We start from the raw sequence: 14,621 nt of genomic DNA, 5'->3' as shown, positions 1-14,621 counted from the left end.
AAAGGTTATTGATTAGGGTTCTTAACAATTTGTGGATTGTTATTTCTGATACCGTCGTTAATGAACGAATAGTAGTTACCTAAGCGGAAACGATCCGCACCGGTTACCTGTCCCGGCAACACTTGTTTAAAGATCCATTTTCCGTCATTCTCACTTCCCGGCTCGTAATATTTGTATGGCCACAAACCAAATACGCGTGTGCTAACCTCATCGGCTTTCCACGGTTGATCTGTTAAATCAGCTTGCTCGCCATTAAAAACGATGTGCGCCAAACGCCAGCGTTTCATATCCCAAAGTTGGTGACCTTCGAAAGCCAGCTCCACTTTGCGTTCGTGTACAATACGATCGAAAGTAATATCGTCGGCTGTTAAATCAGTTGTAAATCCTGCGCGACTACGAACGGTATTCATATAACCCGCTGCTTCGCCAGCATTACCCAGCTCAAATGCAGCTTCGGCAGCAATAAGGTAAGTTTCGGCTAAACGGTAGCGTACCCACCATCTGTCGGATTTTAATCCACGCTGACCAGAGCCAGTATTCACATCCATGTGTTTGCGTACATAAAAACCACTTTGTGCACTAAACTCACGACCATCGATTGGCCCGTCGAAACCAACAACCTGCACCGGAGTTTCAGAACCCGGCAACACTTTGCGCTGGCCAAACTCATCGCCTGTAATAATGCTACCGTCAGCCAGTTGATAACCAGCCCAGATATCAAGGTCTTTACCTTTGAATTTCGAACCGGGAAGAATTACGGTACCGGCTAAACGAGCATCGCGGCCTGCAAACATATCAATCGGATCGTCGAAGAAAATATAATCCCCCTCTTCAGTAGTGGTTTGGAAAGTTGCAAAACTATTATCCAACATTTCGAACGACTGAACCAGGTTTAGAGAAGGATTGGTACGACCACCTTCCAAATCTTCGGCACCCGACCATGGTTGGTTCCACAGTGTCCATTGGTTCGCTCTTCCGTCCCAACGCTCACTTTGAACATAGTCGCGTACAAAAATTACTTCCGAATTATTGGCCTTGTCAATAAAAATATTGGCAAAGTTTTCCGACAAGTCTTCTTTTTTGTTGTAAAGCGAATAAGTTCCACTATTGATCAACTCTTTGGCAGCGGTTAAAGCCTGATTGTAGTATCCCTCGGCAAGGTTTGCAGCAATACCAACTTCGCCACCAGGTAAACTAACGTTTGGTGTAGTTGCACCATATTTTGCAATTGATGCGGCGTAGATTGCCACACGTGCTTTCATTGCTAAAGCTAAACCTTGTGTAGCACGGCTTTTAATATTAACATCGTTTGGTAGATCGCCTTTAATAGCATCCAGTTCGCTCAAAATGAAATCATAAACTTCAGCTTCTTTGGCACGTGGATGCTGCAAATAAGAGGCATCGCCGCTAAAATCGTATTCCAGAGGTTCTAAAATTAGCGGAACTCCACCCATACGTTTTACCAACTCGAAATAAGCATTGGCTCTCAGGAAACGACCTTCAGCAATAAAACGTGCTTTTACAGCAGGGTCGAGTTCATTCGTCAGGTCCGACTCAGCTTTCTGAATAAACAGGTTAATCTCGCGGATATAATCGTAGTTCCACAGGCTCCATTCGCCATATCCCCAGTCGTTGTTTTTATGACGCCAGTAATCGCCAAAGTTTGAAGCAAAAGCTTCATCGAAATCGGCAAAGTTCCACCATCCTTCGGCCGACTGGTATTCCGGAATTCTAAAATAAAGGTCGCTAACAACCGATAAAATCAGTGCTTCGTCGTTCCACACCTGAGCATCAAGAAGAATATCAGTTGGCTCCCTGTCCAGGAAGTCTTCATCATTACAGCCCCAATTAAAGGCTACCAGAATTACGAGTATATATAATATCTTTTTCATCTTCATTCAATTTTAAAAATTAGAAAGTTAGATTTACACCAACATTAATCATGCTGTTTTGCGGATACTGTAGTCCGTTCTCATCCATAATCTCCGGTTCAACACCTAAGCTTTTCACATTATCAAGCGAGAACAGGTTATATGTACTTACATATACACGGCAGCGTTGCATTCCAACTTTCGAAATCAGGCTTTCAGGTATGCTGTAACCAATTTCAAACGTACGTAGCCTGATGTATCTGGTATTGGTGAGCCAGAAAGTTGACTGTTTGTTGTAATTGTTATGCCATCCTGTGTTAAAACGTAATGCAGGATAACGTCCCGGTATCCAGGCACTATTCAGGTCAAAAGGATCTTCACGATGCCAGCGGTCATCATAGAACTGTGCTAACAAGTTACCTGTATTTTGGTAAGGCCAGCGCATTTCCCAGTTCTGGTTATAAGAATAAACTGAGCCGCCCGAGAAGTCGGCTCTCATATCAAATCCTTTGTACTGAGCAGCCAGATTAATACCAAAGTTTACAATTGGGTTACGATCTCTCGGGAATCCAATCGGACGTTCGTCCAAACCATTGATTACACCATCTTCGTTTATATCTTTGTAAATCAGGTCGCCCGGAAGCATATCGCGGTTACCAACGCCGTCGTTATTTACCGGCCAGCTGTTAATTTGCTCAAACGACTCGAACTGCCCAATAACTTCGTAACCCCAGAACGTACCCGACCAACGATCTTCCTGCGAATTGCGGTAATGATCCCATGAGTTACCAAAACGTGGTTTGTACGATTCGAGGAATTTATTTCGTGCATACGAAATATTACCACCTACCGAGTAATGAAAATCGCCAACATTGCCATCGTAAGCGATTGACATTTCAGCTCCCATTGTTGCGTCGCTGTTTACGTTTTCATCAGGAAGCGTATAACCTAATTCATTCGGAACAAGAATATCGTATTTTCTGCCGCGTAATCCTTCACGCTTACGATGGAAATAGTCAACGGTACCACTTAACTTTCCGTTATATAACGACCAGTCGGCACCAATGTCAGCAATTTTACTTGTATACCATGAAATGGATGTAATAGGCACACCACGGTCGCGGGCTCCGGTGATTATCTCTCCATCCATAATAACCGCCTGTGAAGCGTAATTATAACCAGTCAAGTAATCGAAATCGCCAATACCTACGTTATCGTCACCCAGTTCACCATACGATCCGCGTAACTTCAGGTTAAATGAACTTTCGCCCAACAATTCTTTAGCAAATTTCTCTTCGGTAATTCTCCAACCTCCGGAAACCGATGGGAAGAATCCCCAGCGTTTGCTTGATACAAATTTCCATGAGGCATCATATCTACTTGCAAATTCGAAATAGTATTTATTGGCATAGTTGTAATTAAAACGGCCGATATAACCAATACGAGCACTTTCGTAATCTCTGTCATCGTAAGTATCCATATCAGGAAACTGAATAAGAGGAAGGGCGTTGGTTTTAGGCACGGCATGCACCCAAACATCCAGGTCGCGGCGCTCGATACGTTCGTTTGCTACGGTTGCCGCAATATTGTGATCGCCAAATGATTTTACATAGTCCAACTGTCCAAGAAGCACATTTTCAAACTGTTTATGTGTTCCACGTTCGCGCCATGGATTCATCATCGAGAAGGTTACCTTGTACTCATCGGTTTCAGGGAAATACGAGTAAGCTTCGTAAGTATATTCGTGACCGTTCATAATACGGTCTTTAATAAAGTACGAATAGGTTCCTTTAAAAGATAATCCGTCGATTGGAATGTCATACTCTGCCACAAAGTTCATTTGCAGTGCACGCCAGTCTTCCGTCCAGTAACCCGAATTCTCCTTGGTTAACAAACCCCAGTTCTCTGACATATGACCAATATTATTAATGTATTCCGGATTATCATTGGCAAAAGGTCTTTCGGTAGGACGGTTACGGAACAAAGCAAAACGTGGAGCCCAGTAATCATCTCCCCCCGGAACACCAGGGTTGTCGCGTGTTTCAATGTTTCCGTTTATTGAAACGCCAACTTTAAAACGATCAGTGATCTGTGCATCAAGGTTCGACTGGAAATTGGTTCTCCCAAATGTAAACTCGCGACCTAAAACAGAAGACTGATCCAGACGAGTTAACGACAAATAGTAGTTAATCTTATCCGATCCACCCGAAGTACTTACGTTTATTGACGATTGTGGGGCATTAGGCTGAATGATAAAATCATACCAATCGAAACTTTCGTAACCAGACTCGGTACCGGCTTTCCATTTGTCCAATTCTTCCGGTGTAATATTGGTATGTCCGTCAAGGTTCATTTCAGAATATGCTTTTCCAAGCATCCACTCGTAAGCGCCAACTGTTTCAGGGAAACGCGACCAGTTTTGCCAACCAGTATATGCGTTTACATTAATGGTATTCTTAGTGCCTTTTTTACCGCGTTTGGTCGTTACCACAACTACACCGTTTGCTGCACGTACACCATAAATTGCTGCCGATGCATCTTTCAGCACACTAATACTTTCAATATCGTTTGGCGAAAGGTTGTTAAAGTGGCCTGCATCTTTCTGAATTCCGTCGATAACATATAAAGGATCGCCCATGTTACGGATTTGAATGGTAGCATGCGCTCCGGGACGTCCGTCGGGCATACGGAAAGAAACACCGGCGATTTTACCGGCCAAAGCAGAACCAACGGTTGCTGCCGGAACCTGCTCGATATCGCTTGCAGAAACACCGGCAATTGCTCCAGTTAACGATTCTTTCTTTTGTGTACCGTATCCAATTGCAATTACTTCTTCCAAACCGATATTTGATTCGAGCAGTGCAACATCAACAGTAGTCTGGTTACCCAACTCGATCTCTTGCGATTCCATTCCGATGAAAGAAAAAACAAGAATAGCTCCGGGTTTTACATTCGACAAAGAATAACTTCCATCACCCTGAGTTACTGTACCTTTCGTAGTACCTTTTACCACAACGGTTACACCCGGCAATGGCTCGCCACTTCGGCTGGTAACTGTACCCGTAACTCCACTCTGCTGTGCTGCAGTTGCTATTCCTGTAGCAGGATTATATACTTCTGAATGCTTGACAATTATATGTCGGTCCATTAATTCGTAGGTATATTCGGTTCCGGCAAATACTTCCGACAGAATATCTACAATATTGGAATTTGTTTGAGTAATTGATACTCTTTTCGACAGATCAATTTCGTCACTGTCATAAAAAAAGCGGAATTCACTGGTTTTTTCAATTTGTTCAAATAGTTCAGCTAGTCGGGCATTTTTCATGTCCAATGTTAACTTCGTTGATTGTGCATAGGTGGAGGCCGAAACTTGCACAAATGCAATCACTACAAGCAAACATGTGATCTTCATAATTCGTAATAGTTTTTTGAAATGGGGCATACAACTCTCCCCATTGCAAATGTTAGTTTTTTTCATACATTTAACGTGTTAAAGTTCGATAATTGAGCCGATTGCGGCTTATTTATTGATTCTCAGAAGGAAACATTAGGCGTGTTTCCTGACAGACGGGAAGTGCGGCCAGGCATTTCCCGTTTTTAGTTCATAAATTTGGTTTGTTACATAGGCGCTGGTTTTTTAGTTTTAGTTATTTGTCTATATAAATTTTTCCACTGTCAAAACGGTATTCGAAAGGTTTTCCGGAAGCACTTTTGAATACTTCCATTAATGTATAAATATTGTCGTCAACACTTAAAGTTCCTGTAAAAGTGCGCGTTTTAAGCTCTTCATCGCTAAAAATGATTTCCACGTTATAGATACGTGCAATTTTTGTTGCCAGCGAATCAAAAGTTTCATTCCGGAAACGATAAGTTCCTTTTTGCCAGTAATCATGAAAACCATCCGGAATGATTGATTCGTAAACCTTCCCGGAGGTTTTGTCATAAACTAAGCTATGCATAGGTTTTACCATAAAAGACTTGTAACTCTCTTTGGTAACACCGGATTGTATATCAAATTGAATTTTCCCTGAAACCAGTTCTGCTTTTACCTCATCGTCATCGGGGTAGGCCACCACAGCAAATTTTGTCCCCAAAACTTTTATGCGGTGTTGCCCCACATTTACAATAAAAGGGTGATCTTTATCGTGTGTAACTTCAAAAAAACCTTCACCTTCCAGTTGTACATCTCTAAAATCGCCAACAAAACTTTCGGGGTAAACCAGCTTTGTTCCATTACTCAGCCAAACTTTCGATCCGTCGGGTAACACAACCAACGTTCGGTTTCCTTTCGGGACAAAAATTTCGTTCATGGCAATTTCATTATTCAAACCGGCATACTGAACCATATAACCTGCTGAAACGGCCAGAATGATAATGGCTGCATATTTTGCAATATTCAGGAGAATTGAATTTCCGCGGCCTTTTACTTTTCGTTTTACCGCTTTGTAACCATCGTTAATGGTTTCTTCGTCCATTTCATTTCCGGTTTGTAGCATCGCCCAAAGCGATTTGTAGCGGATATACTCTTTGGTATTCTCCCCCGATTCATTTATATAATCTAAAAGTTCATCTGAATCCTTTAGCGGCTTACTCTCTGTGATTTTATGTATTAGTTTTTCCGAATCCATTTTGCGATTGTTACTGATATAATGACCAAGCAGGCAATTACCCTAGCTTAAAATTTTATTTTTTTGAATTTTCCTGACATCGAGCCATATAAACCACTGAATATCTGAGCATTATTCAGACATTTTTTTTACTGATTTATATTAAAAAGCAGCCAGGCGACTAAAGGGAGATAATCTTTGAGCGAAACCCGGAGTGTTTTGAGGGCTTTGGTGATTTGTGCTTCAACCGCTTTAACCGAAATGTTCAAAGCTTCAGCCACCTCTTTGTTTTTCTTGCCTTCCATGCGGCTTAAAACAAAAACCTCTCTGCAACGGGCAGGTAGCTCCGAAAGCGTTTTTTCAATAATCGTTTCAATTTCCTGAAAAGTTACTGTTGAAGTATCGAGACCCGACAAAGCTTCGGTGTAAATACTGTTTTGTTTCTGAAAAGCTGCCTCCGATTTGTATTTTTTCTTCACCTTTTCGTGACGCAAAAACATCAGACAGTTGTTTTTTACATTGGTGTATAAATAGCTTTGCAGCTGCGATTCGTTGATGAACTGTGGTTTTTTGTCCCACATGGAAATAAACGCATCCTGAACCAGGTTTTTCGATTCACTTTCGGGAACAAATTCTTTTGCAAAATACACCAACCGCGGATAGTACAATTTAAAAACCACTTCAAAAGCAGCCTCTTGATTTTTATTCAAAAGTTGTAGTATCTCGTTAGTTAGCGCTTTCATCGGTTAGTGAAATTACAACTACAATGATAAACAAAAAAACAGAAAAACACTTGTTGTGTTTGGGATTTCAGTTCACATAATTATAGCAAGCAATTAACAAGCCTCTATATTATACCGTTTAAAAACGCACGGCTGGTGCTTTTATAAATTCATTACATCCCCGGCAGCAAATAAAACACAGCAATCAGCACGATGGTTAGCAACGATACACCAAGCGGAAACCACACCGGGGCAATCCACGGACGCGGAATCAGGAACAATACGTCGATAGAAGTGAGCCGTGGCGGCCATTTTATAACCACATACAACGACACGTAGTAAAACAAGTCCCAGAAAGCGAAAGTCCACAGGAAAACCATTGCCCGGTCGGGCCACGAATTTCCAACCAGCAAAGCCAGCGTAACCAACATAACAATAGTTGCGGCTTCGCGTGTCATTTCAATTTTTATGGTGCGTTTCGGAATTTGTTCCAGCAGTTCTTTGTTTCCCGCTTCCGAATCTGAATCCAGCAATCCAATAGCTTTTCGCAGGTAAACTACAACCACTCCTTCGAAATGTGCCATGGCAATACCAAATACGGCAAGTAATAAATATTGTGTCAGCATAACAAGTCGGGTTTAGTTGTATTTAAGTTACGAATATCAGCCGTAAAACCCAACGCCGGCTTGTACATGAAACGCTTTACCTACATTTCCACATCCTGTTGAAATATTACACACTTAGCGGCCAATCTTTCCACAATCTTTCCCGTTTGCTAATTCTTCTCCAAAAACAAAACCGACACAAACCACTGACAGCAGGCAGTTTCCCGGCATATAAAATATATTCTCATAAAACAGCTGCATGGTACAGATATCGCACACCCTTTTATAGTAAAACAGAAAAACAGATACATTATGAAACCATTACCAGAAGAAATTATTAAAAAGAATATCATTAACCGGCTAACCAATAACGATGCGGTGAATATCAACCACATATTTGTAAGTATTACCGATGGCGTTGTTCACTTGCAGGGGCATGTGCCCAGCTACAGTGCAAAAATTGAAGCACTCCGCGATGCTACAGAAGCAGCCAGAGATTTTAACGTGGTAAACGATCTGCAGGTCAATTTCCAACCCCATCAGCCGCCCGTTTCCGATACCGAAATCAGAGACAATATTAACAAGTATTTTAAGTGGCAAAAAAGCATTAACCCAATGCATGTTGAGGTTGAGGTTGATAAGGGGAAAGTGGTATTAACAGGGCACGTTTCGAATGAAAGCGAGAGCATTGCTGCCGAAAAAATTGTTAGCTCTACCAAGGGCGTTATCGATTTGGACAACCGTTTACAGGTAAATCCGAAGATGATAAGCAACGACCAGCACATTCAGCAAACGCTAAAAGATGCTTTTGAAAAAAGTGCACTGATTGACGAGAACAAAATTACAACAGAGGTGGAGAAAGGTACCGTTTACATCTCGGGATGTGTGGCCAACGATCCTATCCGTAAAGAGATTGAAGATCAAGCCATGCACACCAAAGGCGTAAACAAGGTAGTGAACGAAATTACCGTGGGATAAAACCGCCTGTCCACCCACCAAAACAATTAAATATTTATCCAGATGAAACTACTAAAAAAACTTGCCCCGGTTTTGCTGCTACTACTTTTGGCAACAAACACGTGGGCACAACGAGAGATTAAAATTGAAGGACACGACAATTTGCGCTTTACGGTTGAAACGATTAAAGTATCGCCGGGAGAGCAGCTGAAAATTACCCTCACAACGGTTAGCAACATCGATGATAAAAGCATGATGGCGCACAACTGGGTGCTGTTAAAGAAGGGCACCGACGGAATGAACTTTGTAAACAAAGGACTTCAGCACCAGGACAATGATTTTATTGATCCGGCTCTTAAAGGAAAAGTAATTGCCCAAACAAAAATGCTTGGCGATGGCGAAACAGATTCAATTGTTTTTAATGTGCCCGATGAAAAAGGTACTTACGAATATGTTTGTACGTTCAGGGCACACTACCAGGCCGGAATGAAAGGGAAACTAATTGTTGAATAAAACAAAAAGCCCCGGCAACATTGATGTTGCCGGGGCTTTTTTCAGTTACATGTTTACTACTTATTATCTTTAAAGAATGCTGCAACACTTTCCTTAAAATTTTCGGTATCGTACTGAAGCTCTTCCTTAAAATCGTCCCAGGTTTCTTCGCCCTGGTCCTTCATTTCGTCAACCCGGGTGCTTAACGAGTCGCTTTTAACTTTTAGTTCCTCAATCAACTCTGCCGTCTCGGTATTTACCTGCTTCGTACCTTTTCTTAACTCATCTTCATAATCGTAAAGCTTTTCGTTAAAATCGGTAATTGCTGAGTCAACTTCCATTTTTAGCTTCTTTTTATCCTTTTCCAGAATCGCATTAACATCCTGTTTTACTTCCTGCAGGTCTTCGGCCAGTTCTTGTTTGTTGTTGTTTTGTTTGTTCGAAGAATTACACGACAAAATAGTGGCAGAAAGGATTAGGATAAAAATCCAGTTCATCTGTTTTGTAAATGCTTTCATTGTGATGTTTTTCATTTTCATGTTACTTGTTTTTAATTCAACAGTAGCATAGTGTGAAAATACTATGCCACGTGCACCGGTTGGTTGTTTAACCCCCAAACACGCTGATTAAAGCGAGATATTTCCACACTATTCTATAAAATTCTACAACCGGCAAGTTCCTTTACGAAAAGTACCGGTTTCGCAACCTCCAATAAAGAGCCGGTATTTACTGGAAATTGAACAGCATAAGTGATTTTGCAAAAGCGGGGCACGCATGTTGCCTTATAAACGGTGAAAAAGACAACTGATCTTCACCGAAAGCGGAACAATGTTTTCGCCCCATGCAGCCCCATACGAAATAGATTTGAGAATTATGAATAAAAACAGATAGCCATGCAAAAAACATTTATAGGAATATTACTCGTTATACTGGGCGTTGTTTTGTTCGCGCTAAACAACTCGTCGGTGGTTTCAATTAATTTCTGGAAATGGGGCATCGAATCCAACTTGTCGCTGGTAATAATTATTGCCGTTACGTTTGGTGCCATAACCAGCTTTATATTATCGCTGCCCTATCGTGCAAAAAAGAATCACGAAATAAAGAACAGAGACAAATCGATTAAACAGCTCGAAAATCAGATTCATCAGCTGGAAAACAAAATCAAATATGCGCTTGACGAAAAAAGCAATGAACAAAAAGTACCCAATTAAAATAGTTAGTTATGAGAACAAACAATTCAATAAAAAACAACTGGTCGGTTATCAAACTCGGGTTAAAAGACAGATACCCACAATTATCAAAAGACGACCTTACGTATGTTCACGGTTATGAGAATGAATTTTTGCATAACCTGGAGCTAAAATTAGGAATGAACAGAGAGCAACTAACAACAATACTTTACAGCCTTATTCCCAGCGAAAGCATGCAAAAGGTTTAATAAACAAATTATCAAAAAGGGGAAAAACTCCAATTAGCAAATTACACTTAAAATTAAAAGTTATGTTTAAAATAATTGATATTACAAAAGAAGAGCTGATTGCACTTGAAGTTGAAGGGAAATTAACCAAAGAAGATTACAACAAAATTACTCCGCTGATTGATAAAGCGGTTAAAGACTTCGGGAAAGTAAAGTTATACATTCAGCTAAATTATGTAGATGGAATTTCGCCGAAAGCATTTTGGGAAGATGTAAAAACCTACCTGAAACATTTTAACCACATGAAAAAGATTGCGGTTGTTGGAAAATCGCGATGGGATAAATTGTGGTCGGAACTGGCTGCACCATTTATTTCAGGCGAGGTAAAATATTATGAATTTACCGATATTGACGAAGCCCGGGATTGGGTGAAGGATTAATAATACATCAATACTAATTGTTGTTTAACCGGTTGCGGCATTCAGTTGCCCAACCGGTTTTTTATGTAAGCACTTATAATTTAGGCTATTATTCTTTTTACATATGCGCAGCTTTAAACTACATGTTCTTATTTACTGTTACATTCGGGCGTGTCATTTCTGCGGGTTTTACCCATTCGTCAAACTGCTTTTCCGTTACCAGTTTTAATTCCGCTGCAGCCTTTTTCAAACTACATTTGTTTGCATGTGCATATTTGGCAATTTGTGCGGCTTTGTCGTAACCAATATGCGGCGTAAGTGCGGTAACCAACATAAGCGAATTAGTTACATGCTCATCAATTTTTTCGGTACCGGCAGTTATTCCCAACAAACAGTTTTTATTGAACGATTTGCAGGCATCTGCCAACAATGTTGCCGATTGCAGGAAATTAGCAATCAAAACCGGCTTAAAAACATTCAGCTGAAAATGCCCGTAAGAATTGGCCACCGAAATGGTTGTATCGTTACCCAAAACCTGGGTACAAACCATCGAAAGCGCCTCTATTTGTGTAGGATTCACTTTCCCCGGCATAATCGACGAACCCGCTTCGTTTGCAGGAATATTCAATTCGCTAATTCCTGCGCGCGGCCCCGAAACCATTACCCGCAAATCGTTTACAATTTTCAGCAAACTAACGGCCAGCTGTTTTATTGCACCGTGCGATTGCACAAAAGCATTGTGCCCGGCAATTAGTGCAAACTTATTCTTGGCTTTTGCAAACGGCAGTCCTGTTTCGTGGCTTATTTCATTTACAATTTCATCGTCGAAACCTTTCGGAGCATTCAACCCCGTTCCAACAGCTGTTCCGCCCAAGGGCAACTCCTGCAAATCGGGCAGGGTATTTTTTAATGCATTTATTCCTTTTTCAATTTGGGTAGCATAGGCCGAAAATTCCTGCCCTAAAGTAATTGGCACTGCATCCATAAAATGGGTTCGGCCAATTTTTACGATTGCCTTAAACTCCTCCGATTTTTTGTTAAAAGTATCCTGCAGTTCTTTAAGCGCCGGTAACAAATAGGCGTTCAGCTTTTTGTAAGCCGCAATGTGCATGGCTGCCGAAAATGTATCGTTTGATGACTGCGATTTATTCACATCATCAATGGGGTGCAGCACGATGTTTTCCCACTGAAAATCGTTTTCTACAATTTGTTTAACGCGATTGGCAATCACCTCGTTGCAATTCATATTAGTGTGCGTTCCCGAGCCGGTTTGCCATATTACCAGCGGAAAATGTTCTGCTAACTTCCCGTTTAAAATTTCATCGCAAGCTGTTTCTATCAACTGCTTTTTGTTTGTGGAAAGTATTCCCAGTTTATGATTACTGCGGGCTGCTGCTTTTTTTATAATCGCAAAAGACTCAATGATCTCAGCAGGCATCGACGCCTCCCTTCCAATCCTGAAATTCTCCAGCGATCGCTGTGTATGCGCTCCCCAAAGTTTTTTATCAGGTACATTTATTTCTCCCAGTGTGTCTTTTTCAATGCGATAATTCATACTATTAAAATTGTTTTTTTTTAGCGGTATAGTATGGAACTCGCACGTATTTTAATTATACTCTTGAGTGCAATCATTTTACATGCTCGTTTCATAACTCCTCCTTTAATTCTGTTTTCTTTTCGTTTAAATTGTCTCTAAAGTTCTGCTATAAAATACAGCTAGATCGCATCGATTTTGGCAGCCAGAATAAAGTCGTTGGGCGACAAGCCACCAATGTTGTGTGTACTGATTTCAACCTCAACCGAACCGTAGTGAACACCCAAATCGGGGTGGTGATCTTCCTCATCGGCCAGCACGGCAATTTTTTGTGCAAATGCAATGGCGGCGTTAAAATCCTTCACCGAAAAACTTTTCCGAATCTTCTTGTCATCCACTACTTTCCAGTCTTCATTTATCTTCTTCTTAAAATGCTTTATCTCTTCAGCATTTAGTGGTGTTGTTTCCTTTTTGCACGGTGTACAGTGCTTCTCTTTCAATTCACTCATAATCTGTATATTTTAATCGCAGGTTAATGTCTGCAAATTCATACTGAAAATAATGTGCCACAACCAAAATAGCTACTCACGGGGCAATTTCAGGTGGGTATTCGGGTACAGTTTCCCCAGGTTGTGAAATGAAACCACAACCTTGCAACCGCGTACAAACTGTTTGCTCGTGTTACGTATTCCCTCCTGTAAAAACGAACAATAGCATTTTCGTTTTGTTTGTAATTGAGTAACTTAAACCCAAATTCTTTTACCAAATAAATCTAAACTGAAATCATGAAAGAAAATTCCAACGAAGCGAATCCTCAAAAAGAAATGAAGCGCCGCGAGTTTATCCGTGCCAGTGCCACTTTGGCTGCAGGAGCAGGAATTCTGGGGCTAGGCAGTACAAAAGCATTTGGGGCCGGCACCAACTCTGTTGCACAAACCACAATCGAAAATGTAACTTTAAACAACGGGGTACAAATGCCAATTTTAGGATTTGGAACCTTGTATTTGAACGGAGAAAAAGGAGCACAATGTGTTGCCGATGCCCTGTCGCTGGGTTACCGACTGATTGATACGGCCACAATTTATGGTAACGAAGAAGCCGTGGGTGCAGGTATTAAAAAAAGCGGAATCGACCGAAAAGAACTGTTTGTTACATCAAAACTTTGGGTCGATGATTCGGGTTATGAAAAGGGCAAAGCTGCTTTCCAGACTTCGCTTGATAAACTGGGGCTCGATTATCTTGATTTGTATCTCATTCACCGTCCGCGTGGCGATGTAAAAGGCTCGTGGAAAATAATGGAAGAGTTGCACAAAGAAGGCAAAATAAAAGCCATTGGAATTAGCAATTTTGAAGATCACCAAATTGATGAATTGCTGGGTTACGCCACCATAAAACCAGCCGTTAACCAGATTGAAACACATGCCTTTTTTCAGCAAAGCAAAGCACGAAAATCGTTACTGGATTATGGCGTACAAATGGAAGCGTGGTCCCCACTTGCACAGGGCCGCAACGAACTGTTTACCAACGAAACGCTGGCTGCCATTGGCAAAAAGTACAACAAAAACAATGCACAGGTAAGTTTAAGGTGGCATTATCAGCGCGGCATTGTTGCCATTCCACGCTCATCGCAAAAAGCACACATGATGGAAAATCTCAATATTTTTGATTTCGAACTCAGTGATTCGGACATGAAAACCATTGCCGCTTTAGATCTGGATAAAACCCAGTTTCCGGAGTGGGAATAATAAAGAAGCAGGGCTTTATGGTATTTGTTCATAAAGCCCCGCTCATTGTATTTTCCCCCCTCACGAAATCTCAAAATATTTATTGAAAACCGGAGCCAGTTTCAAGGTTGCGTTCTTTGCTGCATAGAAAATATAGCATAATAAATAAGCACAGTACACTATTTTGGGTTATTCAGGTAACGCACATTAACCATTTTGTATATTATCAAACAACCATTCCAACAACCCAAATTCAGAATAGCTTCCATT

The 14,621-nt window shown here is 41.1% G+C and carries 14 protein-coding genes; 6 read left to right on the top strand and 8 right to left on the bottom strand.

Annotated features, from left to right (window positions below):
- Positions 1 to 5: 5 nt before the first annotated feature.
- The 5 genes from BMW53_RS11495 to BMW53_RS11475 form a co-directional block, all read right to left on the bottom strand.
- On the bottom strand, positions 6 to 1,892 hold the full coding sequence (locus BMW53_RS11495) for a RagB/SusD family nutrient uptake outer membrane protein (protein ID WP_038559239.1): 1,887 nt from the start codon (positions 1,890 to 1,892) through the stop codon (positions 6 to 8).
- A gap of 19 nt (positions 1,893 to 1,911) precedes the next feature.
- The gene (locus BMW53_RS11490) at positions 1,912 to 5,286 is read right to left on the bottom strand and encodes a TonB-dependent receptor (protein ID WP_217642938.1); all 3,375 of its coding nucleotides are present in this window, start codon (positions 5,284 to 5,286) and stop codon (positions 1,912 to 1,914) included.
- 235 nt (positions 5,287 to 5,521) lie between these two features.
- On the bottom strand, positions 5,522 to 6,502 hold the full coding sequence (locus BMW53_RS11485; RefSeq protein WP_038559236.1) for a FecR family protein: 981 nt from the start codon (positions 6,500 to 6,502) through the stop codon (positions 5,522 to 5,524).
- 128 nt (positions 6,503 to 6,630) lie between these two features.
- Positions 6,631 to 7,224 carry an RNA polymerase sigma-70 factor gene (locus tag BMW53_RS11480; RefSeq protein ID WP_038559234.1) on the bottom strand — a complete coding sequence of 198 codons (594 nt, stop codon included), beginning with the start codon at positions 7,222 to 7,224 and terminating at the stop codon, positions 6,631 to 6,633.
- A gap of 152 nt (positions 7,225 to 7,376) precedes the next feature.
- Positions 7,377 to 7,829, bottom strand: coding sequence for a hypothetical protein (locus tag BMW53_RS11475; RefSeq protein ID WP_038559231.1), 453 nt, complete (start codon positions 7,827 to 7,829; stop codon positions 7,377 to 7,379).
- Positions 7,830 to 8,120: 291 nt separating this feature from the next.
- On the opposite strand from BMW53_RS11475, the gene BMW53_RS11470 reads away from it, so the two are divergent.
- Together BMW53_RS11470 and BMW53_RS11465 are read left to right on the top strand one after the other, a co-directional pair.
- Complete coding sequence (locus BMW53_RS11470; RefSeq protein ID WP_038559228.1) at positions 8,121 to 8,786, top strand: BON domain-containing protein; 666 nt, start codon at positions 8,121 to 8,123, stop codon at positions 8,784 to 8,786.
- A 42-nt stretch (positions 8,787 to 8,828) separates the two neighbouring features.
- On the top strand, positions 8,829 to 9,278 hold the full coding sequence (locus BMW53_RS11465; RefSeq protein WP_051567860.1) for a plastocyanin/azurin family copper-binding protein: 450 nt from the start codon (positions 8,829 to 8,831) through the stop codon (positions 9,276 to 9,278).
- A 56-nt stretch (positions 9,279 to 9,334) separates the two neighbouring features.
- Here the strand turns inward: BMW53_RS11465 and BMW53_RS11460 are convergent, their stop codons facing one another.
- Complete coding sequence (locus BMW53_RS11460) at positions 9,335 to 9,796, bottom strand: hypothetical protein (RefSeq protein ID WP_038559225.1); 462 nt, start codon at positions 9,794 to 9,796, stop codon at positions 9,335 to 9,337.
- Between the two features lie 354 nt (positions 9,797 to 10,150).
- Between BMW53_RS11460 and BMW53_RS11455 the strand changes: the two genes are divergently transcribed.
- The 3 genes from BMW53_RS11455 to BMW53_RS11445 all read left to right on the top strand — a co-directional run bounded on the left by BMW53_RS11455 (position 10,151) and on the right by BMW53_RS11445 (position 11,114).
- Positions 10,151 to 10,468: a LapA family protein gene (locus BMW53_RS11455; protein ID WP_038559222.1), complete on the top strand. Its 318-nt coding sequence runs from the start codon at positions 10,151 to 10,153 to the stop codon at positions 10,466 to 10,468.
- A gap of 11 nt (positions 10,469 to 10,479) precedes the next feature.
- A complete protein-coding gene (locus BMW53_RS11450) occupies positions 10,480 to 10,695 on the top strand; it encodes a hypothetical protein (protein ID WP_051567859.1) in 216 nt (71 codons plus the stop codon).
- A gap of 62 nt (positions 10,696 to 10,757) precedes the next feature.
- A complete protein-coding gene (locus BMW53_RS11445; RefSeq protein WP_038559219.1) occupies positions 10,758 to 11,114 on the top strand; it encodes a SpoIIAA family protein in 357 nt (118 codons plus the stop codon).
- Between the two features lie 118 nt (positions 11,115 to 11,232).
- On the opposite strand, the gene fumC is transcribed toward BMW53_RS11445, so the two are convergent.
- Complete coding sequence (fumC, locus tag BMW53_RS11440; protein WP_038559214.1) at positions 11,233 to 12,648, bottom strand: class II fumarate hydratase; 1,416 nt, start codon at positions 12,646 to 12,648, stop codon at positions 11,233 to 11,235.
- Between the two features lie 161 nt (positions 12,649 to 12,809).
- Positions 12,810 to 13,136, bottom strand: a complete 327-nt coding sequence (locus tag BMW53_RS11435; RefSeq protein ID WP_038559209.1) for a 4a-hydroxytetrahydrobiopterin dehydratase — start codon at positions 13,134 to 13,136, stop codon at positions 12,810 to 12,812.
- Between the two features lie 276 nt (positions 13,137 to 13,412).
- Here BMW53_RS11435 and BMW53_RS11430 point away from each other — a divergent pair, with 276 nt between their 5' ends.
- A complete protein-coding gene (locus tag BMW53_RS11430) occupies positions 13,413 to 14,372 on the top strand; it encodes an aldo/keto reductase (RefSeq protein ID WP_081804839.1) in 960 nt (319 codons plus the stop codon).
- Positions 14,373 to 14,621 lie beyond the last annotated feature (249 nt).

The organism is Draconibacterium orientale, assembly GCF_900111425.1.
Lineage (GTDB): Bacteria > Bacteroidota > Bacteroidia > Bacteroidales > Prolixibacteraceae > Draconibacterium > Draconibacterium orientale.
Note: the sequence above shows the minus strand (reverse complement) of the source record. Positions and strands in the feature narration are given on the sequence as shown.